Below are 24,039 nucleotides of genomic sequence, written 5' to 3'. Positions count from 1 at the left end.
CAATATCTGTTTCTGCCATCTTCTACCTTCCATCTGCCTGATGCCTTCAACATCTGATTAATGACTAATGACTTCGCAATTGGCAATTCCCAAATATTATGTCTCGTTCCAAAGCCCTGCAATCTTATATTTTTCTCCGCTTGCTCCTCGCACCGCTAATGTTGTGGACAATCACCACAGCAGTATTTTTGCTGCTGCGGGCCACTCCGGGCGACCCCATAGATGCCATTCTCGGCTCACGAGCTCCCGCAGCCGCCAAAGAAGCAATGCGAACCCAACTCGGCCTCGACGCACCCCTGTGGGAGCAATATCTCAAATACATGAAAGACTTGTTGAGCTTTGACTTGGGAACCTCCATCACCACTCGCGGACAAACCGTGTGGCAAATTATCGGAGATTATTTCCCCGCTACAGTGGAATTAGCAGTTTGTAGCATGGCCATAGCTTTAATTGTCGGCATCAGTATCGGTTCCTTAGCAGCATCCCGCCCCAACACTATTTTCGATGCTGTCGGCCGTTTGTTTGGCATTATCACTTACTCGCTGCCGGCTTTTTGGGCTGGCATGGTTTTGCAGTTGATTTTCGCAGTGCAGTTGGGATGGTTTCCCTTGGGAACTCGCTTTCCCGTGACATTCCCCGCTCCCGAAGGCTACACAGGACTATACACTATTGACAGTCTCCTGAGTGCTAACCCTGGTCAGTTTCTCACTTCTTTGCATTATTTGGCACTTCCGAGTTTGACGTTGGGGATTCTTTTGAGCGGCATTTTTGAGCGCATTGTCAGAGTGAATCTCAAGCAAACTTTGCAAGCAGATTATGTCGAAGCAGCTAGAGCCAGAGGCATTCCCGAATTCCAGATTTTATGGGCTCATGCTCTGAAAAATGCGCTAATTCCGGTGATTACTGTCTTAGGATTGACTTTTGCTGCACTGTTGGGCGGTGCTATTTTAACAGAGGTTACTTTTTCTTGGCCGGGGTTGGCAAATCGCCTTTACGAAGCGATTAGCTTGCGGGATTATCCAACTGTTCAAGGTATTGTGGTATTTTTTGCGGCAATCGTCGTAATTGCCAGCATTGTAATTGATATTTTGAATGCTTACATCGATCCGCGAATTCGGTACTAAAAATATCACGGAAGAAGGGAAAAGGATGTGCGAATGTGTCACTATGGGCTTTTTCTACCTGTCCTTTCTGCCTGCGCCAGATGTTTTAGCCAGCGGTCGCCCTGTAGAAGCAGTTGTCCAAAAGATCGATCGGCTTTTAGAGTGACGACACTTAGCGATTAATGAGCAATACTGGAGAAAATAAAATTATACATTTGAGGAAACGCTGATGAGATTATTGCGAACAATCGCCGCTCTATCGGCGGCCTTGACCCCACTGATGGCTGAAGCTGCCTTTAGCCGTCCCATGCCGGGAACAGCCGATTTTCCCAGAGCCTCAAACCCGCAAGTAAATGTGCCTGTTTGTTTCATTGAAACTCCAGGCGGCACAACTTTTGATTTAGTCAGCTTGTGCGGCAGCAATGCTGCTCCGGTTGCGGGCAACCCCGCCAATGCTCCTGCAAATAACCCCAATGGAGGCGCTCCACCTGCTCCCCCGAACCCCAACGCCATCACCGTAGATGGTGCCGGCACGCCGATAACTACTCCTGCAGGCACGGCAAATCCCAACAATCAGAATAATGCCAATCCGGGAACGGCGCCGAATACAAATCCGAATAATGCCAATCCGGGAACGGCGCCGAATACCAATCCGAATAATGCCAATCCGGGAACGGCCCCCAATACCAATCCGAATAATGCCAATCCGGGAACGGCGCCGAATACCAATCCGAATAATGCCAATCCGGGAACTTCGCCGAATACTAATCCCAATAATCTCAATCCGGGAAGTGCGCCCTATATCACTCCCAATAATCCCAATCTGGGAACTTCGCCGAATACTAATCCCAATAATCTCAATCCGGGAACTGCGCCGAATACCAATCAGAATAATCTCAATCCGGGAACTTCGCCGAATACCAATCCCAATAATAGTGCGTCTCCCACGGGTGGAACTGCTGGCGACAGCAACAGCGATTTAGTTCCCAATCGCAATCTCAATCTTCCGAGAGTGCCGCCGAGTTCCTTTGGCCCTGGAGGTGTTGCACCGACTAGAGATGCGATTGATGGCCCCCGCCAGTAAGAGGCGAAGTGTCAGAACTTTTACAGAAACCGGGTTTCTCTGAAACCCTCTCTTTTTCAGGAATAGTTCATCCGCGAGAAAGCCGGGATATTTATTTGCCTGCTTAATATTGATGTCAGGTACGATCGGCATATTGTGTAGCAGAGTAGCCAAATAAAAGTTAAGCTAAGAACTTGTAGACGCTATGGGCCAAGCACTGATTTCAAAACTGGACAACCAGGTAGAAGTAGTGATAGATAGCCCGCTTTAATCCGTAACAGGATTAGTTATCAGCAAAGGTTAAAGTTATTACCTACCAGGCGGGTGCTCGCCAGCTCCAAGTTCTCAAGCTAAACCATTAAACAGGCATATTTTGGTTAAGCCAGTGTGGTTTGGAAAGTACCGGCTGATAACATTAGCCAGACAAAATTAACCCGATTATTCGGAGGCTCTTCATGAGCAAAATATTTGTTTTAAATGGGAACAAAATTGCTCTAGACCCGATCGCACTTGAGGAGGACATCTAGTGTCAAACTTAGTTCAACGCTTAGAAATAACCGCTCATCCGCAACTAGAAAAATCCCTCGGCTATCGAGGAGATAGTCGTTGGGTAGCTTGGCGCTGGGAGCCAGACATCGACCAACTTATATCCAGCGACGGCAAAACAGTCGGCACTGGCAATAATATGGCTTGGCTGGTGTTTTTGCAGCACGATTTAGTCGATCCTGCGCTACAAGAGTACAACCTCGGCGAGGGCGATCGCTACTGGCTGCTTTTAGACACATCAACTAGAAATCTCTACGTCGGCGAAGGGAAAACAGTTCAAAGTCTGCTCGAACAGCCGGAAAGTTTAGGTTTATTGGCCTGTCTCGATGGCGGGAATGCCGATCGACAAACTGGTGAAACTTGGCAGCAAAGGCTATCTCAACTAACAGCAACACCAGTTGTTCGCAACCTCACAAATGCCCTTCCTTTCGGTATCGCCGCCGCTTTGATAGGTGCTTTAGGAGTCGGCACCGGATTGTGGGTAGTGCCGGCGGTGCAGCAGAAACTAGCGGAAAAAGCAGCTTTTATTTCCCCAATTAGTTCTGGCGCCAACTGCGGGCTTGGCGGTTCCAACGATTTTTCAGCTTATATCGGTTCCTCAAGCGGAAATAAAGAACTTCACTTAATAGGCGTTTACGAAGCCAATGCGGATCACAAGAACCGAGATTTATCTAAAAGGGCGATCGAAGTCAAAGTAGAACGCCGAAACAAGCCAATAATTCTCGCGCTTTCCGCTTATGAACCCGTGCAATGGAACATTACCGCAGAACCAGGCGCAGTTATCGAAAAAATTATCGTTAACGGATACCACAACCAAACTGTTTCAGGAGTTTCGGGAATTCCGGTAGAAGAGCACAGCTACGAAGAAACCGGAGACAATCTCGGCGACTTTATCTACAAGTTGGATGCTACCGCTGGCAGTTCCAATACTTCCTCCCTGGTGACTAAATTGGAACAGACAAACCGCACCAGTTTAACTTCCTTTCAAGGATGCTACAGAGGTAAGAACTTTAGTATTAATTGAGAGCAGCGAGAAACCGCGACAAGTTATACAATTTTCGCTTTTCGATTGGGAATAACTGATTCGATATGGTTTTGAAAGTTGTTAAAGTTCCCTTCTTTTCTTTAACTGGTGTTAAAACCTATCTCTCTAAAATCACAAAACCCGCGTCGGCGGGTTTTTTATTGAGAATTCAACTTATTGGCATCTCTATGATATGATATGCGGTGGCGTCATTACCAATTCCCCATTCTTACAATACTAATAGATTTCTTATGAAATACTGGTACGAAACGCTCGCAGTAGCACAGCGAATTTTAATTGAATTGGGGAGGCGGCGACGCAGCTTAGTCTTGTGGAGTATTTTTCCAGTTTCTATCTTGTTAATTAACGGTTTAATTTTAAAAGAACGCGCTAATCTCAGCACAGCCAAAGCCTTTGAAGTTGCTGCACCTGCAAGCTTAGTAGGAGCGGCTTTATTTTTTAGCTGTCTCGGTGGTAGCGTAGCAACAGTAGTAGCAGAGCGAGAACAGCATACCCTCAAACGCTTGTTTATTTCCCCGCTGAGCGGCACTTCCTACTTTTTAGGAATTTTCCTGGCTCACAGTTGCATCGGCATCGGTCAGGTAATTTTAGTATACACGATCGCCTCTTGTTTAGGAGCACAATTCCAAGGCTCTATCCTGCTAGGATGTGCGATTATTTTACTGAGTATTGTATCGTAAGGATTCAGGTCAAAAAAACTTAAGTGGCGGCATCTGGTAAAATAAAGGAATGAAAAAGCCCACAGCCACCAGAGAGCAGAAAAAAACCGAGATAGAGCAGTTGAGCCAAGCTGAACTGGTGGAAATTGTGTTGGGGCTGCAAAAAATCATTGAAGAATTGCAAGAAAAACTAGCTATTGCTACAGGCAAAAGTCGAACCACCAGTCAGACTTCATCAAAACCCCCATCAACGGAGCTACTCCAAAAACCAGAGAAACCAACAGTTAAACCAGAAGCAGACCCAAAAAAGAAACCAGGCGGACAACCGGGTCATCAAGGGAAAACCCGAAAAGGGTTTGGACGAGTAGACAGAACCGAAATTAGCTCGCCCGACATCTGTCTTAATTGTGGTAGTAAAGAATTAAGTGAAGTAATTAACATCCACAGACAGCAAGTAGCCAGTCTAGTAGCAAAACCAATTGAAGTCGTCGAATATCAGACACAATCGTGTAAATGCCTAGAATGTGGTGCAGTAGTTCGAGGAAAACAACCCCAGGGCATAATTCCAGGGCAAGACTTGAGCGTTAATCTCCAAGCACTCTTAGTCTGGCTGGGGAATTATGGACATCTTTCCTACGCCAAGCTGACAGAATTGTTGTGGGAACTCGGCACGATAGAAGTGGGAGTGGGAACACTCCAAAAAACCAATCAACGAGTAGCAGCAGCGGTAAAGCCAGCGATAAATGCACTGTGGGAATGGGCACCTCTACAATCAAACGTTCATGTAGATGAAACGCCGTGGTGTGTCATGGGAGTCAAAGAATGGCTATGGACGGCTAGTGGAGAAGGATTCTGTTTATTTCATGCAGCAGATACCAGGGGGCGTGTGGAATTAGAAACCATGCTGGGTACAGAATTTGCGGGAGTCTTAAGCTCAGATGATTTCAGTGTTTATAATGGTGCGAAAGTCGCAGCCCAACAGAAGTGTCTGGCTCATTTACGACGGCATTTTAAGAAAGTGCTGGGACTTCCTGGCAATAATAATGCAGCAGTCGCTCAAATATTTCTGTCATTAATAGATGAAGCTTTTAGAGCCCATGAGTCCTGGCGAAAGACGAGGGATCTACTCACCTACCACTCGTGGGCTCAGGATTTCAAAATACGATTGAATCAAGCTTTGGCGACTTGGCCCGGCCTTGTGGGTTATGCCGCAGGTCTGTTACTAAAATCCTTACGGGATAAGGCAGAACAATGGTGGTATTTTCTCAATGACCCCTCGGTTCCTCCGGATAATAATTTAGCAGAACGTTCTCTACGGCTAGCTGTAACTAAACGGAAAGTTTCTGGCGGCTCTCGTTCGATGAAACGATTTGAGGAAACGGCTAATCTGCTGAGTGTGATTCAAACCTGTCGTTTTCAAGCTCGTTCAGTAATGGCTTTTTTCCGTCAGGCTATTTCTGCCCATTCTTGTGACTACTTTCCTGTGCCTGACCTCATTCCCTTCTTTCAGACCTGAATCCTTACATTGTATCTTATGTAGGTGTAGGCTTTATTCTCGGCACCCAGTTTGCGAGGCGCACTGAAGATGTCAACTCGCTAGTAGCAGCTTTCGGCGTTCCTTTGTTGATTTTAGGAGGCGCATTTTTGCCTACTTCACTCTTTCCCCAAAGTCTGCTGGAACTCGCCCAGTACAATCCAATTTATCACATGAACGAAGCGCTGATGGGCGTGTGGGCTGACGGCAAAGATTTGGCTGATATTGCAGAACACTTTTGGTATTTATTCATATTTTCTATTGCCATGATTGCAGGTGGTTGGCTTTCTTACCGCAGGATGCTGAGAGTAGAAAGAAGACTTTAAAACTATCTCATTATGTCGTAATTATTCATCTCTCTCTTCTCTGACTCAGCGCCCTCTGCGCTCTCTGCGGTTTAATCGTTCAGAAACAACCGTAAATATATAAAATAATACGGAGAATTAAAGCAGTGCTGCAAATAGAAAAGCTAAATAAGTCCTATGGCGAGCGTTCAGTGCTTAAAGATTTAACACTGCACATCCAATCTGGAGAAATTTACGGTTTGCTCGGGCCAAATGGGGCGGGTAAAACTACAACTATCAATATTTTATGTAATTTGCTAAATGCCGACAGCGGTCAAGTTTCTATTAATGGCGAACCTGTTTCTGACTCTACAAAATCCTTAATCGGTGTAGCGCCTCAAGAAAATTTGCTTTATAAAAGCCTTAGCTGCGAAGAAAACCTCAACTTTTTTGCTCAAATTTACGGCTTAAAGCGCAAGCAGCGGCGCTATCAAGTAAGACACTGTTTGAAAGCAGTAAATTTGACAGATAGAGCTACAAGCCCCGTGGAAAGTTTGAGCGGAGGAATGCAGCGCCGTTTGAATATTGCGGTAGCTTTGGTACACCAACCTAAATTAATAATTTTAGATGAACCGACAACGGGTTTAGATATTGAGGCTCGCTATGAAATTTGGGAGTTAATTCAGCGATTGCAATCGGAAGGAACTACAATTTTGCTGACAACTCACTTGTTGGATGAAGCTGAGCGGCTGTGTCAGAAAATCGGGATTCTGAAAAATGGCAGTATTGTAGCTGAAGGTAGTTTAGAAGAGTTGCAAAAACTGATTCCGGCTCAAGAAATTATCGTGGTAAAAACCGACGAAGAAGCTGAAGTCATCGCCCGCGCTAAACAATACAGTTTCATCCCCCGCCGCTACGGTAGCGATTTAGCTTTTTGGCTGCCGGAACGTTTAGAATTAAAAGAGATTATTTTGCTGTTCGACGGCATTTCTATTGATTCAATTGCTCGGTATCCGGTGCGGTTAGAACATATTTATGTCGAAGTCACCAAACAAACTGCATCTTAATATGCGTTCATCAGCGTACATCCGCCACCATCTGCGGTTAAAGTTCCAAAGTAATTAACTGAGCAATTTCATCCGTTTGAAAACCCAACGCCATCGGCTTTTGCACTGCCGGAATGACTTGCACATCATACAGTTCCGTAACAATCCCTTCAAACCGCAACCAGTGAACGATCGCCCCAGTAGTCAAATCAATCACCATCATACCACAGCGAGGCTCAGCATCCTTGGCCAGCAACAACTCATCCAATTCTAAACCGCTAAAAGTGTTGTCACCTCCCCTCGGTTTCGAGAGTCCAACAATTGCCCAATTTTGCCAAAAAGCCAGTCCTCGGACATATCCCGGACAAAACGTAATTGCCTCAAATTTCCCTGTTTCTAAATCCACATAACCGAATTCTCCCCGCCCCGAATTCAGCAACCACAATTTGTCTTGATACCAGCGCGGTGAGTGTGGCATTGACAATCCTGTGACGATAATCTCATTAGATTCGATATCAATAACTATACCGCCATTTTTTCGGCGATCGCGCCAGCCATCCACCACATCCGACTGACTCGACGCCGTGACATATTTCGCCTCCCCAGCCACCATTGCCAAACCGTTGAGGTGACAGCGGTCTTCATTTATATATTGTGAGATGAAACCGGGTTTCCAGAGAGGTTTGCAACTGTGGCGATCGCTCAAAGTAGCGATACAATTGAACAACGTGCTAATAAAAATGATTTGGTTATTTTTATCGACAGCGATATCGTGAATGTCGATATCTCCTGTGGTGTGGGCGATGCGAGGTATGTAGAGTATTTGATATTATCGCTGATTTTACCGTGGGTCAAGATTTGATTGGATTAAGTGGTGGTTTGAGTTTTGGTCAGTTAGTAATAACTCAAAATACTCAGGGAACTCTCATCAAAAATGTCTTGACAGGAGAGGAGTTGGGTGTGATGATTGGAGTGAGTGCCAATTCGATTAGATCTGCTAATTTCCTGCTGGTTTAAGGAAAGGAAGGAAAAGTACGATCGCCCATTCGATCCAAAAGGGATCTCGCACTTGACACAAAATCGCACTTGAAAACCCCGACTTCTTTAAGCAGTCGGGATTCTAGCCTTCACGGCAAACCTTTTCTACACAGTCTTAGCCCACTCGATCCAAGTTTCCATCGGGCGGAAACCCAATGATTTGTAAAGCTTTGTCGCTCCCGTCAAACTGTCAGCATCAACGCTGAGTTTAGCTGTGTTTGCACCCGCTGCTTTCAACTTATGCAAACCCGCTAAAAGCATCGCTTTTCCTAAGCCCATTTTCCGAAAATCGCGCCGCGTACCCAACAATTCAATCCAGCCGTCTTTTGTGCCACTGCGGGCGTTTTTTTGGGGTTTGATTTGACAGTCGCAGAAAGCAGCAAATTTGCGATCGCCCGAAACAGCAATCAAGTCTAATTCCGGCTGATAATTCGGATCTTGCATCCAATAACGCACGGTTTCCGCAGTTAAATCGTGGTGATTCCAGTGATCGATAAATGACTGATTGAACATCTCTACCCAAGGTTGGATGTCTTGTTCTCCCGATACGTGAGTCAGTGCAAAATCAGCAGGAAATTCCGGCGCGGGAATCGGTTCGGCGAGGGATCGGGCCATTGTGAGAAAATAGCGATCGACCTCAAAGCCCTGTTTTTTGAACAGCCGCATCTCATCGGTTTTGTCCTCGCGGCTGTAGGTACGCAATTTTGCAGGCAAATTCCGTTCTTTCGCGACTTCTGCCAGCCGCTTTTCGCCCCATTTAATGATATCTTTTTCCAAACCTGCGCCACGCACGTTTGGATGCACGTAAAACCAGAGACAAGCGTCGATTTCAGCCGGGGAATCGGGCATATCTAGGAGTGCTAAACCGATTAGTTTGTAATTACCATCTTCCCACAATTGCACGTCGCGGGCTTGGTCGAGTTTGGGTGCATCAAGTATTAGCTTGAGTTCAGTTGCTGAGACTTCTTCGCCGAGGCGATCGACTGCTTCGCAAACGTCGATTAAATTTGCGATCGCGCACCAGTCAATTTCGCCCTTGTAGGAGCGGGTTGTTAAGATATTCATAGAAAACTTGCAATCCGTAATTTCGGACTGTTCCTCTTAATTGGTATTGGCAAACAAGTACAGTAATTCAGACATTTTGGACAAACGTCATTAACAGGCAAGATGCCTGTTCCACAAGAAATAAATACTCTTGTGGGGCGGGAACACGGGCCCGCATCTAAACTGTTTTTAGTATTTGAGAATGGTGTCGATAAAACTCAGAAACCTGTTTATATCACCCAGGCTTTCAGGTTTTATCTCATAGCGCAATCATAAAAATTGGTTTGCCTTTTTGGGCTAGTTTTGTATGTGAGTCTCAGACTGGAGGAGCGCCCAATGTTCGCAAGCAGCTTCCTCCAAGTTATCAAGGCTGGTGCTTGAGTAACTGTTGTTTAAATAAATTTGATGAAGCTAAGTAAAGAAGTTGTCACCCCCACTGGGTAGTTGGTTTTTACTTTTGCTCTGTCTTACAATAAATCCTGTTTCAGGGATTTGTTGCTCCTCCTGTTAACTCGCCCGCTTGGGGGAGGGGAGAAGTTGAACCTATTAAAAAGTTGCCTAGTTCAACTATAACCGCTACGTTTCTTTTTTGCAAGTTTGATGTAATAGAAGTTCTGTTACTATTAACGGGAGCCTGGATTCTGCAGAAGCACCGCGCTTTTAAGCGACCGTAACTGTAGTTTTTATAACGTTTTTTCCTGGCTTTAGGATTTAATTTTATCCAAACGTTAAACTAACGTTAAACTGTTTTTTACAGATTTATATGAGGTAAATATGCTCGACAACCTCGATTTAGATATTTCCCTGGATAAAGAAACCTATGATGCCAAGATAGAAATTTTAATGAAACAGTTGCGATCGCTCCAACTGGCCTGCAGGGAAAAAAAATTGCCCGCAATCATCGTCCTCGAAGGCTGGGCAGCCGCCGGCAAAGGCGCCCTCGTCAAAAAAATGGTGGGGTACATGGACCCGCGGGGGTTTGCCGTCCATCCGATTTGGCCGCCGTCAGATGCAGAAATGGGCTATCATTTCCTGTGGCGGTTTTGGCAGAAACTCCCCGCCCGCGGCAAAATTGGTTTTTTCTACCACAGTTGGTACACTCATGTTTTAGAAGATCGGTTGTTCGATCGAGTCTCCGACGCAGAAGTACCGACAGCCATCAGGCAAATCAACACGTTTGAGCGCCAGATGGTAGATGACGGCGCAGCAATTGCCAAATTTTGGATTCACCTCAGCAAAAAAGAGCTCAAGCACCGGCTCAAAAAACTAGAAGACGACACCTTACAAGCTTGGCGAGTGCGGCCCGAAGATTGGAAACAAGCCAAAAAATACGAAGAATACACAACTTTTGCCGAAGAAATGGTAGCCCAAACCGGCACGGGTCGCGCACCTTGGACGCTAGTAGAAGGCGATTGTCAGCGCTGGGCGAGAGTCAAAGTTTTAACGCAAATGGCAGCGACAATTACAGAAGCCTTAGACAGACTGCCGATGCAATCTGCACCTGTGAAATTGCCGCCTCAAGAAAGGTTGCAACCCACCGAACCCGACTTGCTGGCCCAAGTAGATTTAACTCAATCCCTGTCGCCCGACGAATACAAACAGCAACTTCGCGAAGAACAAACCCGTTTTGGGAAACTGCAACAAAGCATTTACGAAGAGGAAATCCCCGTGTTAGTGATGTTTGAAGGTTGGGACGCTGCCGGTAAAGGAGGAGCAATCAAACGCTTGACGGACATATTAGACCCCCGCAGTTACATCGTTAATACCTTTGGGGCCCCGACAGACGAAGAAAAAGCGCATCACTACCTCTGGCGGTTCTGGCAGCGGCTGCCAACGGCTGGTAAAATCAGCATTTGCGATCGTAGTTGGTATGGTAGAGTGCTGGTCGAGCGAGTGGAAGGATTTGCCACCGAACCCGAATGGCGCCGAGCTTATCAGGAAATCAACGAATTTGAGGAGCAACTCACCAGTTTCGGTTGTGTCTTAGTTAAATTCTGGCTGCACATCAGTCCTGACGAGCAACTAAAGCGGTTTACAGAGCGGCAAAACAATCCATTTAAACAATACAAACTCACCGAGGAAGATTGGCGAAATCGGGAAAAGTGGAATTATTATGAAGTGGCGGTGAATCAAATGATTCAGCGCACCAGCACGCCGCTTGCTCCCTGGACGCTAATTGCGGCCGATAACAAGTATTATGCTCGTGTTAAAGTAATTCAAACGGTAACGCAGGCAATTCGGAATCAACTGAAGCGCCGATAAATTGGGATTGGTGAATCGGTAACAGGTTATGGGGAAAAAAGTAGGCAGAACAAAGCAGGCTTGAATTGTCAATTCCACCTGCGGCGTGCTCGATCCATTACCAATTACCAATCAACTATTACCAGTTATCAATTACCAATTAACTGTCAGCAATCTGTGACTGGAAGTAGCGGGCTTCACCCTGCAGCCAATAGTTGATAGCTGACCGGAATCGAGCATCAGGATAAATGCGATCGGGCTGCGTTATTGGCGAAATTTAAAAACTCACCGATTCCCGTATTTCCTCCCGCAGCTAAATTCGCGCTCGTTTCCAAAACTTCTGTACTAATTTATGAAGACACAGAATATTGCAAGATGCCAGAACTGTTAGCTCGCATTCTATTTCTATTCCTCCTGTTCTCACTGCTCAGATCGTGGTGGGAGCAATCAGGAGGCAAAGACAATCCATTATTAGATCGGCTGCGCGTTTTGCTGCTGATCAGCCTTTTGATTCTAGCTTTTTTTGCGCCAGACACCCCGGTCGGAGCAGCGATTTTCGGGCTCATAGCCTTCTTCTTTAAGCCGCTGGGTTTTTCCATCACTCTGCTGGTGATAGCATCGGCGCTGATCACGAACGGGGGCATCCGCAACCCGGCGCCGAGAATGATCCTGGCAGCCCTGCTAGTTTTAATCCTTTCGAGTATGCCAGTTGTCGCTTACTGGTTCGCCGAGCAAGCAGAACGGGACGCCGCCGCAGCCGTCCGCACAGTTTGCTGCGACGAAACCGCAGCGGCGATCGTCCTGCTGGGCAAGGGAACCACTCAGCCTCACATCCCCAACCGAGTAGCGATTCAACTGACAGATACAGGCAATCGCCTGCCCTATGCTGCCGTTTTGTACAGAAAACAACTCGCACCTATGGTCATCGTTACCGCTGGCCCGAGGCCCGAGTTGGAGGGTTATGTTGGCGAAGCTAAGGATATCGAGACTTTGCTGGCAAACAACATGGGCGTGCCGCGCAGCAGTATCGTTCTCGACGATAACGGCAGCAACATACGCACCAGCGCTGAAGAGGTGAGAAAGATACTCGACAGCCGTGGCGCCCCGCGCAAAGTAATCCTGGTAACGTCTGCGATTCAGATGCGCCGTGCCAGCCTCGCTTTTGCGAATATGGGAATCCAGGTGATTCCTAGGGCTACCGACTTCTACACTTTTCAACCCACATCAGGAGGGAAATCCAGTAGACTCCGCTTAGACGCGGGAGATTTTTTGCCTAGTGCAGAAGCTTTGGTAACTACGACGCGAGTATTCGATGAATATTTCGGGTCTTTCTATTACTATTTGCGCGGCTGGCAGGCTCCCAGAGCTTAAAGTTGCGTCTAACGGTCACTGAGCGAAGCCGAAATGTTCTTAGGCAACAGCGACTGCTCCCCAGATTGGTTTAACATCTGATGAGAATGAGACCTTTGTGGGGAGCTGTTTTTTCTCATTCCGGCGGGGTTGCCGACGGCCATGTTTGCCATGACTGCAAACAATACCCAAAAGATAACTGGCTCCCACTTGGATTTTGTGGGCTTTGCTTCAGGGGTTTTGACAGATTCGACGTTGACTTTGATATCTAGTTTGCCTTCAATTTCTTTGCCTTTGAGAACTCCGTCGCTGCATACACCCTTAAAAATCATGGGAGCGGGCTTTGGTGCTTCTGCTTTCGCTTCATCTGGCATTTTTTTATCCTGATTTTGGTAGATTCGGTTGGATAGTACATTCTCAGAGGTTCGGGGGTTTTCCGGAAAGGATTTGGCGAACTCTGAAAGAATTAAGTTAAATATGCACCCCGCCCCTTGCTGGGGCTTAAACATAAGAATCTGAAGGCATTTCAAGCTAGTGCTTGTTTTTTTTGGCTAGCAGCGTTGCCTTGAAGCTGCTACTTATCTATCCGGGTGAAGGGGAGATTTTTATGCAAAGTACAGGTTTTTTATGAAAAATTATCAATAAATTTCCGACTAAGGCCAACTGGCACATTAAACAAAGGTATGTAGTTGCGCTTCAGCGCTCTTAGCTTAGGAAAGAGCGCTGAAGCGCAACTACATACCTAAAAATTCACCCTATTTGTGACAGTTTGTCTTAGTCCTAAAGTTTATTTGCTCCCGGCGGGCCCAAACGTCAATAACCTGAAGTTCGACCTTGGTTTCTGTCAGCTAAGAAACCCGGTTTCTGGCCGCAGAGAGCTGAAATGGCGCAATTCGGTTAATAAACCGGGTTTATGGCTCAATATCGCGCCAGGAATGCCAATCTAAAATTTTAAATAATCTAAATAATCGAGAGTGAAAATATCCACCAGCAAACTATCTTCCTTGCAACCGGAACAACTGGCAGCTTGGGCAAAAGAGGCAATTAATCGCAGTAAAGCGGGTCAAATCCCTGCGTACATACCTCTCCTAGCGCAAGCCGAACGACAAGGGCTTGCCGTGCAAATTCGGGCAATTGATGGTCAAATTGTGAGCTGGGGTAGCATTGCTCAAACATTCCCGCTGATGAGTGTAGTCAAGCCCTTTGTGCTACTTTATTTGCTGTGCGAATTGGGCGAAAAAAGGGTATTTGACTGCGTTGGCTGTGAGCCTTCGGAACTGCCTTTCAATTCCTTAACTCAACTCGAAATAGACCAAGGGAAGCCGAGAAATCCGATGATTAATAGCGGGGCGATCGCCCTAGCGTCTTTGATTCCCGGTGAAAATGCTGTGTCACGCTGTCAAAACTTGCGAAGTTGGCTGAATCAACAGGCAAACAGTCAGTTATTTGTTGACGAGTTAATGCTCGATTCAGTGAAGGAAAACCCGAATCAAAATAATTGGAATCTCGCCTTAAAAATGGTAGAATCTGGTTATCTTCAAAATGCGGAAATTGCTTTAGAAACCTACAATCGCGTTTGCTGTTTGTCGGGAAATGTGGAGGATTTAGCGAAGCTGGGGATGGTTTTGGTAAATAGTGGCGATCGAGCAATGGGGGAAAACTGCCGTACTGTCAAAGCACTGATGGCAACTTGCGGTTTGTATGAAGCATCCGGCCGCTTTGCGCTGCGGGTGGGACTGCCGGCTAAGTCGGGAGTTAGCGGGGCAATGCTCTCGGTAATTCCGGGTCAAGGTGCGATCGGCTTTTACAGTCCGCCCCTGGATAAAGACGGAAATTCTATCGGCGGCTTATTTCTGTTAGAAAAAATAGCTAAAACTTTGCGGCTAAGCGTATTTGATTAGATTGGTCATTAGTCAGTAGTCAGTAGTCATTAGGAATGGGGGATTGGGAATTGGGAATTGGGAATGTCTAATGGGGAATTGGGAAAAAGGTAATTGGGAAAAAGGTAATTTTCCCTACTGACAACTGACAACTGACAACTGACAACTGACTAATGCTTTTCACCCAAAATAGCATAAACCACAGTCTCTTCTTTTTTGCCCCGCAAGTGAATCGAGCCTACTTTTTTGCCTTCGTAGCGATCGCGTACATAAGCAAAAGTCCTCGCCGTCACCAACAAATTAAAAGGACTGTCAGAAACAATTTCCTTATTCATCGCCTCCAATCTAGCAGCAACGTTAACCGCATCGCCGATCACAGAATAATTCAAGCGCCGGGAACCGCCCACGCTGCCAGCAACTAACTGTCCGGTATGCAAACCGATGCCAAACTTAATTAAAGGTTTGCGTTCAATTCTAAGTTGCTGGTTAAGTTGGTGCAGCCGTTCGTGCATCGCAATACAAGCCGCAACAGCATTCAAAGCATCTTGTTGAATTTGTCTATATTCAGTATGGCAAAAAGGCACCCCAAAAACTGCCATAATTGCATCACCAATGTATTTATCTACAACGCCGCCGTGATCCATAATACAGTTAGTCATCGCTTCCAAATAATTGTTCAACCAGGTGAGTAAATCTCGCGGTCGCATTTTTTCTGAAATCGAAGTAAAACTACGAATATCCATAAACAGCACCGTTGCTGTCAGTTCTTGAGGTTCGAGTTCTCCCTGTTCAAATATCTCAGCTTTGCGTTCCCAAATAAGCTGAGCTGTCTCCGGAGCGACGTGCTTTTCAAATAACCTCATTAACTGCTGCTTTTCGTACTGTTCCCGCAGTTGCAAAGCAGTGCCAGATAAAATGAGGGTGCCGATAGGTGCGGCAATCGGAACCCACCAAAAAAAGAAGCCAAATAGCAAAGCAGCAGCCGCAATCCAAACTATAGGCAAACCGAGAGCGATCGCAATTCTCTCTTTAACGCCTCGGTTGCCCAGAACAAAAGCGGTAAGCGGGCCAATTCCCAACAATAACAAAATTTCTAGCAGTATCGGCAGCCGCTGCAGCAAGCGTTGATTGAGCACATTGTCAACCAACGCTGCATATAAATAAACCCCAGCCGTAGTCTTGTTGAGAGGTGAAGATATGGGGTCGAAACCGGTAGCAACTATGCCCACTAAAACTAACTTATTGGTCAGAGCATCTGCGGGAATTCTACCTTCTACGACATCCACAAAAGCATAGGTAGGTAAATTTTCAGTTTTCCCCGGCCAGTTAACCCAGACTTTTTTATCCTGCTTATTTTTGGACTGTGGGAGCAATACTGGATCTTGGGGATTAGCAGCATTGTACCTGTGAGTCATTGCTAAACCGAAATTAGGAATCCCGTTGAGAAAGATTTTTGACTCGCGGGTAATACCGTCGCTATCGGCTTCTTGGCTGATGTGGCCGACACCTGCGGCGACTGCTTTTAAAGATGCTACGGGTTCTTCTTTGGGGGTTCTAGGGAGTACAACTTTGCCGTTGGCGGCAATTGCCGCGGCTAAAATATCATCTTTCGGACTTGGATCGAGGAAAAGAATGTCAAAACCAACGGCTGTGGGTGGGGATTTTTTCAGTGCTTCTAGCAGTTGGGCGTAGCGGTTGCGAGGCCAAGGAAATTGACCGTATTCCTGCAAGGAATGCGGTTCGATCGCAATTACCACAATTCTCTCATCCCATCCGGGATTTGGCAAAATTCCCGATTCTCTAATTTGAAAGAGAGTTTTGTATCCCAAATATTCAAGGGGTTTCCACATTCCCACTTGCAGCATACCGACAGACATTATACCTACTAATGCCCCTGTCATCCAGGGAGGGTTTGTTGCTATATATTGCCGCAGGCCGAGCAGTTGATGTTGTTGGAGATGATCGATCCATTCTTTGAACTTCATGCAATTAATTTGACGCAATCATTGACATTTGAGTCCGACCTTCGAGAGGAGTTATATCACTCCTCAATGAGTCGTAATTTTTTTACCCCACCCCAACCCTCCCCTTATCAAGGGGAGGGAGTAAGAAATTCACAAATGATTGAGGATTGCTATATATCAATTCCGGTTGCACTCCTGTGGATTGTTAACTGTTGACTGTTGGCTGTTGACTCTTGACTCGGTATCTAAAAACTGAAGGCTTGAGTGTTAACTGTTGACTCGATTTGATTATTTCGATGCAACCGGAACCCTTAGTAGAGTCATGAAGGTCCACAATACCGTAATGGCGAAAGGTTAACGCCAAGTTTCTTTATTATGACTAATCTGTTGGCCATCTAAATTATATTTGTAGGCGGGCGGGACACCTCACAATAATTGCATCAAACTTGACTTTAAGATTTAGACGCGGCTGGGCTTACGAAGTTTCGCAGCCAAATGCTTCGCCCCTATAGGAAATAATCAACTCAAATAAAACTTACGATCTAACTCAGATCCTCAGAGATGGGCCGCGCCATTTGCTCTGAGAGAGGTTGTTTAGGGAACGGCGAGGCTGTAATGCCGTTCTGTGACTGACGGCCCTCGCACTACGATTTGGAGGCGGCGGCTTGGAGGTAAAATTCCTTGGATTTTGAAGTTGCCATTTCGATCGCTCTTAATCTCTTCGTTGTTGACATAAAGTGTGTCGATCGGGTTAATTTGACCGCTGAGGCGATAGATATTGCCGCTGAATCTCACCAACCTGCGGACTTTGAGTTGAGCTAGGCGAGGGCTCGCTGAGGGCGCCACGGGCGAGGTTTGAGGGAAAATAGTCGTGGCGTTGCCGCCGTTGACAACTACTTCCGAGTCGGTGCTGCCGGATACTACGACTGCACCTTCAATAGTTTCGACTGCGGTTTTGCCGCCGCCGACGCTGACGCCAAAGGAGGTGCCACGGACTCCGGCAACGCCTTCGGGGGTTTCAACTCTGACTGGGGCGGTTTTAGCAGAACGGGTTTTTTGGGCAATTTGACTGGATTTGCCGAGTCCGCTGAAGGTATTGAGGGCGGCTATTTGGTTTGGCGGGATAATTGTTGAGGTGGTGGCTGCGGGAGTTGTCGCAGCAGTTTTGCCGATCGACAACCTGACTCGCCCCCTGCTGACAAAAATCGCTGTGTCTTTTTCGCCACCTGCACTGCTTGACAAATCGGATATTCTGAGTGTGGTTTTTTCGGCAACTTCCACAACGCCGATGTTGTTGTCGATGCCTAAACGGGCTGTGGAATTGGGGCCGGTGATGATTTCGTCTCCGGGCGCGAGTAGCCGATCGCCCACGACCGCTGGCCGCCCTTTAAAGCTGACTGTACCGCGAATTTCTTCTATTTCAAGCCATCGCCCGGCCGCTGTTCCCTGGGCGTTTATCGTGTGTGCTGGGGATGGATTCGCCGCCACTGTTGCGGGATTTTTTGGAGATTTTGAGGCGATTGGTAGTGCTGGCGGTCGATCGACGGAGATAATTTTAGTAGCCTTCGACGGCTGTTTGGGGGATGGAGAGAGCGGACTGGCGATCGTGGCACGACCAAGCGGCAGACAGGCGAACACAGCTAACGACAAACTTAGGAGCGGAATTTTGGTCGAGCGCCCACAGGTAAAAATTTTATTCATAATTTCAATTTTCTCATATTGAAGTTTCTAGACTTCCTTTCCTGTATTAGACACCCTAAATCCGGCAATCGTTCCACTTTTTATGCCGTAACACAGCAGCAAAAATAACCTTTCTCAGCATTAAATTTTAGCATTAAATCTTCTTTTTATTGTCCGATTGTAGTAAACTGTTACAACATGGCACTTTACTACAATCTGACCTGCGGAAAATTTTGCAAGCCAGACTCCAAGTGCTTTACAGCATTAATATTAGCCGATGTCAATGTTATAAATGGAAAATTTATATATAGCAAACATAAAATTAATTACTGCTTCTGAATGTCTTTTGGCTTCTTCCGGAAGGATGACTAATTGGAAATAAATCCTGTAGTTGTGGCAATTAATAAAAAGATTGTTTTTGCGAAGCGATAAAAAATAATTATCTCCGTGGTGTGCCAGAGTCTGGGAGTTGAGCTTGCCGCTGTGGAACCTGATGAGGCAAACCCAAGCGAATCCGGGTAGACGATCGACCAACCGCGACTAGAATAGCGTTTTTTAGGGAAAGTTGGTGGAAATTTCGATGGAAAATCATAGGGAGCGATCGCCTGCGGGTGTTGCTGTTCCGAAGTAGACGCCAAACTGTAAAATAAACGGTTGTATATAGGTTATATAGAGCAGGAGAACAATTTCAGTGGCAATAGAAGTAGGTCAGAGAGTGAAGGTGCGCCGTCTCAGAGATCGGATACCTCCGAATATGGTGGGCAAGATAAAAGAGAATCCAGTAGGGACTGTTGACGGATTCAAAATGGTTGACGGTAGCGGAGTAGGCGTGGTTGTCAAGTTTGACGGTTTTTCGACTTGGTTCTTTGAAGATGAGCTAGAACCCGTTTAACAGATGTAGAAGGAAGAAGGAAGAAGGAAGAAGGAAGAAGGAAGAGGAAAAATTTTCCCAATTCTTCCCCTCTCCGACTCTCCGGCTCGCCGACTCTCCTCTTCCTCCACTCTCCCCCTCCCCCACTCTGGCTGAAGGTTGCGCTTAAATGTTAAAGAGTAAGCTTTGGCAGTGAGGAAAGAAAATGGCTTTGATTTTGACATTTTTGGGCAAAGGCGGCACTGGCCGCAGTACGATCGCGATCGCAACAGCTAAAAAATACGCGGCTCAAGGCAAGCGAGTTCTGCTGCTCGGCCAAGATCCAGGCCCTGCATTGGGTATTCTGCTAGGGGTTCCCCTGACTCTCAGCCCCCAGGAAATCGCCCCCAACCTCAAAGCAGTTCAGGTGCAAAGCGCGCCGCTGCTAGAACGCAGGTGGGACGAAATTAAACAGCTAGAAGCTCAATATGTCCGCACTCCCTTTTTCAAGCAGATTTACGGCCAAGAATTAGGAGTTTTACCGGGGATGGACAGCGCGCTGGCGTTGAACGAAGTTCGGGAATACGACGACAGCAAACAATACGATGTAATTGTTTATGACGGCAATGGCGGCATGGATACGCTGCGGATGCTGGGAATGCCGGAAATTCTGAGTTGGTACATCCGCAGGTTCCGTCAAGCTTTGGTAGATTCGGATTTGGGGAAAGCGCTTTCACCTTTTATTCAACCAGTTGTCAGTACGGTGTTGACTGTGGATTTGTCGGGAGATAATGCTTTTCAATCTACTAAGCAAGTCGATAATCTTTTGGATAAGGGTAAGGATGCGCTGGCAGATCCGAACCGCACGGCGGCTTTTTTGGTGACGACTGGGGATGCAAGCGCGATCGCAACGGCCCGCTATCTTTGGGGAAGTTCTCAACAAGTTAGCTTGACTGTGGGCGGTGTCATTGTCAATCAAGCATCGGTTACAGAAGCTATTACTGCCGAGTTTGATCCTTTGACGGCTGTTTCGGTTCCGGCGCACAGTGACAATAACTGGCAGCCGCTAATTGATGCTTTGCCAGATTTTTCGGAGGCCGCAAAAGCTCCTAAACCGATTAACATAAACATTGCACAGCGTCAAGTTAGTTTGTTTTTGCCGGGGTTTGACAAGAAAGAAATTAAATTGATTCAATCCGGGCCGGAAGTGACGATCGAAGCGGGCGATCAGCGGCGCAATATTTTGCTGCCTCCAGCGTTAACAGGCAAATCTGTTACAGGTGCTAAGTTCCTGAATGGTTACTTGATTATTTCTTTTTAGGGTAAGGAAGAATGCCCTCTAAGAGATTTGGACACGGATATACTGATGAATTATCGAGTTCTCTAATATCATGTCTCGTTGATTCGCGATCGTATAATTTGTGTGATCGTAACGGCGGGTTTCACAAGCCATAATCGCCGGAAAAAAACCATCTAGAAAACCCGCCCCCTCCCAACGAACAATCGAAATGTACATTCAGATTGGCCGTGGGGCGGGGGCGGGTTTATATAGATTGTTGGTCATCGTTATATATTGTTGGTGAGCGCGCCCCTACCAACCAAATGTACATTCAACCGCCAAATCTGCTACAATCTCCAGAAAGGCTTCACGATTACTGGTAAAGTTAATTCCTAACTTCCAAACCATCGACTCTTATGAAAGAAACAGATATTATTAGTCTGCAAGCCCTTGGCGCTGCTTTAGCTAAACTAGATTCATCTGTCCAGCTTGGCGAGTTGGAAGAGAATATAAGTCGTGAGATATTGGCTTTAGAAAAATTAGCAGAACAAAACAACATTCTGAAGGAAATTTACACAAAAGAACGCCTCGAATTAAAAGAGCAGTACCAAGCAAAATCAAAAGAGAAACGCTACAACGAGACAAGGGACAGCATTTACAGCACCGACTCTATAAATTTAAGCCCTTCCTTTTCTCAGCCGCCAGGAGAAGTGGAGAATCCCTCTGAAATAGCTAAAGTATTTGACAATTTAATTGCATATTTTAATAAAATCAAAAGCCTGTACGCGGTAGAAAACCCCCTAGAAAGTTTTCAAATCATCATGGAACAAGAAGCGATCGCACCTTTGATTCTGGAAGCTTGCGAGCGCATTCTAGCGATATTTCCTACGGCAAGATTAGGCTTAGAAGTGAAAACTGATCCAGAAATTGCCAACTGGCGATCGCTGTGGATTACCATTTACACCAAACTAGAAGTCGAGGAAGCTTTTGCAAAGTTAAACATCCTGGATGATAGTTGGTGGCTCGAAGCTAAAAGAGCTGCCCCCAAAAATGATTTACATATTAGGCTTGAATGGGAATAAAATGAGATTTGATTGGTCTGAATATTTGAATTTAGCTCAAGAATTAGCTGCCACAAATAGTGACTGTTCAGGTAACAGGGAAGCCAAGTTGCGATCGGCGATAAGTAGAGCATACTATTCGACATTTTGCCTAGCGCGAAATTACTTACGCGACATTGAAAAAGACCCAAGACTTTTTCGTAAGAATCGCGATATCAACGAACATCAATATGTAGCAAAAGAATTTATATACCACCCAACTCAACTGAAAAATATGATCAAAATAGGTGAAAATTTAAGCAGATTGAGAGAACTTAGGAATAAAGCGGATTATGAAGATACTATGTTTAACTTACAAAGAGAAGCGAGAACTGCGTTAATGTTAGCTGAAAATATTATTTCAGCGTTAAGTAAGTTAACTCAATAATCCGGTAAATCTGAGATCTTGCACCATTCTCAATAAGCTTTTTAGGAACAGGCAAGATGCCTGTTCCACAAGAAAATTCACTCTTTGTGGAACAGGCATCTTGCCTGTTCTTGAGAATGGTGCAAGATGTGAGGTAAATGGGAATTGAACCCAATAAACTTTAATGGCAACTCCTGCAAAAACCTGGTTTCTTGAAGAAACCGGGTTTTTTAAGACTATTACCTAACTTTTACCGTTACCGTTTCCATTGCCGCCAGTGGTTAGCAAAACCCGCTTAGCTAAAGGTTCCGGCACTTCTTGCAATCGATCGAACTCCCAATTAAAAAATCCTACTCCCATTGTCTGCGATCGCAATTCTACGATCAAATTCTGCATTTCTGCGATCGGCAAATAAGCAGAAACTGCATCCCATCCCTTCCAGTCTTGTTTACCTTCGTAGCCGAGAATTTGGCCGCGGTGTCCGCTGACCAACTGCAACACCTTTGATGTACACTCGTTCGGAGCGCAAATTTCAACTTTGGCGATCGGCTCCAGCAATGCCGGTTCGCACTTCGCCATTCCCTCCTGCATCGCCAAACGCGCCGCTTGCTTGAAAGCTTGTTCGGAACTGTCCACAGAATGGTAGGAACCGTTCGTCAGCGTCACCGCTACGTCTACCACCGGGAAACCCAGCGGGCCGCGATCCAAATACTCGCGCACTCCCACTTCCACGCCGGGAATGTACTGTTTTGGGACGACGCCGCCGACTATTTTGTCGGTGAAATTGAAGCCTTCGCCTCGTGGCTGCGGTTGAATGTCGAGGTACACATCGCCAAACTGTCCGTGTCCGCCGCTTTGGTGTTTGTAGCGCCCGTGGATGGAAGATGCGGGTTTGCGGATGGTTTCTTTGTACGGCACTTGCGGTAAGTGAGTTACCATCGGCAAATTATACTTGCGGCGCAACCTGTCTAAGGCTACTTTCAGGTGGATTTCGCCTTGACCCCAAAGTATAATTTCGTGAGTGTCGCCGTGCTGTTCCCAGACTAAAGATGGGTCTTCTTCTAGCAATTTAGCTAAAGCGGAGCTCAGCTTAACTTCATCGTTGCGCTTTTCTGGGACGATCGCCAGTGCGTAGACAGGCGGGATGATTTCGGCTTTTGGCAATTCTTCCGATCGGTCTAGCGCCAGCGTATCGCCTGTTTTCACGCCTTCTAGCCTTCCCAAAGCCACAATTTCCCCGGCGCTGACGGAATGCAAACTTTGCGTTTGCTGGCCGGTCAAGCGGTACAAACCGTTAACTCGAACGCCGTTCAAAATTGCTCCGTCTGCCAGCGTCCCCCGCCACATTCTCACTAACGATAGTTTACCTCCCTGCGGCGTGTAATAGGTTTTGAGGATTTGAGCCAGAACTTTGTTTTCACTTTGTATAATGCCGCGGCGATCGGCTGTAGTTTCGGGTGTCGGCGCTTCCCTCAGCAAAGCTTCCAGCAGAGGCCGCACGCCGAAATCTTGTTCGGCGATGCCGATGAATACTGGCACAATTAAATCTGCGCCTAATTCCATCTTTAAATCGCGGGTAATTTCTTCGGCGTCGGGATTGATTTCTTCGAGCAATTCTTCGAGTAAATGGTCGTCAAAATTCGCCACTTCTTCGAGCATTTGCTGCCGCGCCGCGCTTTCTTGTGCTTTGAGGTGTTCTGGAAGCGGGACGGGATCTGCGGCGGCGCCCGGATGGTAGTGGTAAGCTTGTTCGGTTACTAAGTCGATAAAACCGATGATTTGTTCGTTTTTGCCGATCGGATATTGGTGAGGTACGATCGGTCTGCTGGAAACGGATTTGAGCGCGTCGATCACCTCGGTGAAGTTGCTGCCACAAGTAGTTTCGTCTGTGCAAGCTCGATCGATCTTGTTGATGAAAACTAGGTGGGGAATTTCCCAATCATCGAGGAATTTAACCCTCTTCTAT

Annotated in this window: 23 protein-coding genes and 1 pseudogene; 17 read left to right on the top strand and 7 right to left on the bottom strand. The window is 46.5% G+C overall.

The features are described from left to right. The first annotated feature begins 98 nt into the window (after positions 1-98). The 8 genes from D0A37_RS04265 to D0A37_RS04230 all read left to right on the top strand — a co-directional run bounded on the left by D0A37_RS04265 (position 99) and on the right by D0A37_RS04230 (position 7,301). Positions 99-1,124 carry an ABC transporter permease gene (locus D0A37_RS04265; protein WP_242721483.1) on the top strand — a complete coding sequence of 342 codons (1,026 nt, stop codon included), beginning with the start codon at positions 99-101 and terminating at the stop codon, positions 1,122-1,124. Continuing rightward, complete coding sequence (locus D0A37_RS04260; protein WP_242721480.1) at positions 1,093-1,269, top strand: hypothetical protein; 177 nt, start codon at positions 1,093-1,095, stop codon at positions 1,267-1,269. Before D0A37_RS04265 ends, D0A37_RS04260 begins: the two co-directional genes overlap by 32 nt. A 63-nt stretch (positions 1,270-1,332) precedes the next feature. Then, positions 1,333-2,187 carry a hypothetical protein gene (locus D0A37_RS04255; protein WP_242721477.1) on the top strand — a complete coding sequence of 285 codons (855 nt, stop codon included), beginning with the start codon at positions 1,333-1,335 and terminating at the stop codon, positions 2,185-2,187. A gap of 505 nt (positions 2,188-2,692) precedes the next feature. Further along, positions 2,693-3,736 (top strand): hypothetical protein, encoded by a 1,044-nt coding sequence (locus D0A37_RS04250; RefSeq protein WP_242721474.1) that lies wholly within the window; start codon positions 2,693-2,695, stop codon positions 3,734-3,736. A 251-nt stretch (positions 3,737-3,987) separates the two neighbouring features. Then, entirely contained in the window at positions 3,988-4,437 is a 450-nt protein-coding gene (locus tag D0A37_RS04245) for an ABC transporter permease (protein WP_445242476.1), read from the top strand. A gap of 49 nt (positions 4,438-4,486) precedes the next feature. Beyond that, positions 4,487-5,932: an IS66 family transposase gene (gene tnpC, locus D0A37_RS04240; RefSeq protein ID WP_242715862.1), complete on the top strand. Its 1,446-nt coding sequence runs from the start codon at positions 4,487-4,489 to the stop codon at positions 5,930-5,932. Then, positions 5,929-6,276 (top strand): ABC transporter permease, encoded by a 348-nt coding sequence (locus tag D0A37_RS04235; protein ID WP_445242534.1) that lies wholly within the window; start codon positions 5,929-5,931, stop codon positions 6,274-6,276. The genes tnpC and D0A37_RS04235 overlap by 4 nt, the downstream gene beginning before the upstream one ends. A 125-nt stretch (positions 6,277-6,401) precedes the next feature. Next, a complete protein-coding gene (locus D0A37_RS04230) occupies positions 6,402-7,301 on the top strand; it encodes an ABC transporter ATP-binding protein (RefSeq protein ID WP_242721471.1) in 900 nt (299 codons plus the stop codon). Positions 7,302-7,338: 37 nt separating this feature from the next. Here the strand turns inward: D0A37_RS04230 and D0A37_RS04225 are convergent, their stop codons facing one another. Next, complete coding sequence (locus D0A37_RS04225) at positions 7,339-8,049, bottom strand: TIGR03032 family protein (protein ID WP_242725349.1); 711 nt, start codon at positions 8,047-8,049, stop codon at positions 7,339-7,341. 77 nt (positions 8,050-8,126) lie between these two features. Here D0A37_RS04225 and D0A37_RS04220 point away from each other — a divergent pair, with 77 nt between their 5' ends. Beyond that, positions 8,127-8,297 (top strand): hypothetical protein, encoded by a 171-nt coding sequence (locus D0A37_RS04220; protein ID WP_242721468.1) that lies wholly within the window; start codon positions 8,127-8,129, stop codon positions 8,295-8,297. Positions 8,298-8,423: 126 nt separating this feature from the next. Here the strand turns inward: D0A37_RS04220 and D0A37_RS04215 are convergent, their stop codons facing one another. Continuing rightward, positions 8,424-9,383, bottom strand: a complete 960-nt coding sequence (locus tag D0A37_RS04215; protein WP_242721466.1) for a GNAT family N-acetyltransferase — start codon at positions 9,381-9,383, stop codon at positions 8,424-8,426. Positions 9,384-9,485: 102 nt separating this feature from the next. Between D0A37_RS04215 and D0A37_RS04210 the strand changes: the two genes are divergently transcribed. The 3 genes from D0A37_RS04210 (at position 9,486) to D0A37_RS04200 (ending at position 12,974) form a co-directional block, all read left to right on the top strand. Next, positions 9,486-9,638: a hypothetical protein gene (locus tag D0A37_RS04210; protein WP_242721463.1), complete on the top strand. Its 153-nt coding sequence runs from the start codon at positions 9,486-9,488 to the stop codon at positions 9,636-9,638. 498 nt (positions 9,639-10,136) lie between these two features. Next, the gene (pap, locus tag D0A37_RS04205; protein WP_242721461.1) at positions 10,137-11,624 is read left to right on the top strand and encodes a polyphosphate:AMP phosphotransferase; all 1,488 of its coding nucleotides are present in this window, start codon (positions 10,137-10,139) and stop codon (positions 11,622-11,624) included. Positions 11,625-11,978: 354 nt separating this feature from the next. Continuing rightward, positions 11,979-12,974 carry a YdcF family protein gene (locus tag D0A37_RS04200; protein WP_242721459.1) on the top strand — a complete coding sequence of 332 codons (996 nt, stop codon included), beginning with the start codon at positions 11,979-11,981 and terminating at the stop codon, positions 12,972-12,974. An 8-nt stretch (positions 12,975-12,982) separates the two neighbouring features. Here D0A37_RS04200 and D0A37_RS04195 read toward each other — a convergent pair whose 3' ends face one another. Next, positions 12,983-13,327, bottom strand: coding sequence for a hypothetical protein (locus D0A37_RS04195; protein WP_242721457.1), 345 nt, complete (start codon positions 13,325-13,327; stop codon positions 12,983-12,985). Between the two features lie 600 nt (positions 13,328-13,927). Between D0A37_RS04195 and glsA the strand changes: the two genes are divergently transcribed. Next, positions 13,928-14,854: a glutaminase A gene (gene glsA, locus D0A37_RS04190; protein WP_242721455.1), complete on the top strand. Its 927-nt coding sequence runs from the start codon at positions 13,928-13,930 to the stop codon at positions 14,852-14,854. 149 nt (positions 14,855-15,003) lie between these two features. Here glsA and D0A37_RS04185 read toward each other — a convergent pair whose 3' ends face one another. The 3 genes from D0A37_RS04185 to D0A37_RS04175 form a co-directional block, all read right to left on the bottom strand. Then, positions 15,004-16,818 carry a CHASE2 domain-containing protein gene (locus tag D0A37_RS04185; protein WP_242721453.1) on the bottom strand — a complete coding sequence of 605 codons (1,815 nt, stop codon included), beginning with the start codon at positions 16,816-16,818 and terminating at the stop codon, positions 15,004-15,006. A gap of 573 nt (positions 16,819-17,391) precedes the next feature. Continuing rightward, positions 17,392-18,498, bottom strand: a complete 1,107-nt coding sequence (locus D0A37_RS04180) for a FecR family protein (protein WP_242721451.1) — start codon at positions 18,496-18,498, stop codon at positions 17,392-17,394. A 347-nt stretch (positions 18,499-18,845) separates the two neighbouring features. After that, a complete protein-coding gene (locus D0A37_RS04175) occupies positions 18,846-19,115 on the bottom strand; it encodes a hypothetical protein (protein WP_242721448.1) in 270 nt (89 codons plus the stop codon). Between the two features lie 53 nt (positions 19,116-19,168). Between D0A37_RS04175 and petP the strand changes: the two genes are divergently transcribed. The 4 genes from petP (at position 19,169) to D0A37_RS04155 (ending at position 22,094) form a co-directional block, all read left to right on the top strand. Then, the gene (petP, locus tag D0A37_RS04170) at positions 19,169-19,369 is read left to right on the top strand and encodes a cytochrome b6f subunit PetP (RefSeq protein ID WP_006635715.1); all 201 of its coding nucleotides are present in this window, start codon (positions 19,169-19,171) and stop codon (positions 19,367-19,369) included. Positions 19,370-19,553: 184 nt separating this feature from the next. Continuing rightward, positions 19,554-20,648, top strand: coding sequence for a Get3/ArsA fold putative tail anchor-mediating ATPase NosAFP (locus tag D0A37_RS04165; protein ID WP_242721444.1), 1,095 nt, complete (start codon positions 19,554-19,556; stop codon positions 20,646-20,648). Between the two features lie 374 nt (positions 20,649-21,022). After that, positions 21,023-21,688: a hypothetical protein gene (locus tag D0A37_RS04160; RefSeq protein WP_242721441.1), complete on the top strand. Its 666-nt coding sequence runs from the start codon at positions 21,023-21,025 to the stop codon at positions 21,686-21,688. Position 21,689: 1 nt separating this feature from the next. Next, positions 21,690-22,094 (top strand): HEPN domain-containing protein, encoded by a 405-nt coding sequence (locus tag D0A37_RS04155; protein ID WP_242721438.1) that lies wholly within the window; start codon positions 21,690-21,692, stop codon positions 22,092-22,094. A gap of 222 nt (positions 22,095-22,316) precedes the next feature. Here the strand turns inward: D0A37_RS04155 and D0A37_RS04150 are convergent. Further along, positions 22,317-24,026 (bottom strand): annotated as a pseudogene (locus D0A37_RS04150) (elongation factor G); the annotation flags it as partial. Between the last annotated feature and the right edge of the window lie 13 nt (positions 24,027-24,039).

The organism is Microcoleus vaginatus HSN003, assembly GCF_022701255.1.
GTDB lineage: Bacteria > Cyanobacteriota > Cyanobacteriia > Cyanobacteriales > Microcoleaceae > Microcoleus > Microcoleus vaginatus_B.
Note: the sequence above shows the minus strand (reverse complement) of the source record. Positions and strands in the feature narration are given on the sequence as shown.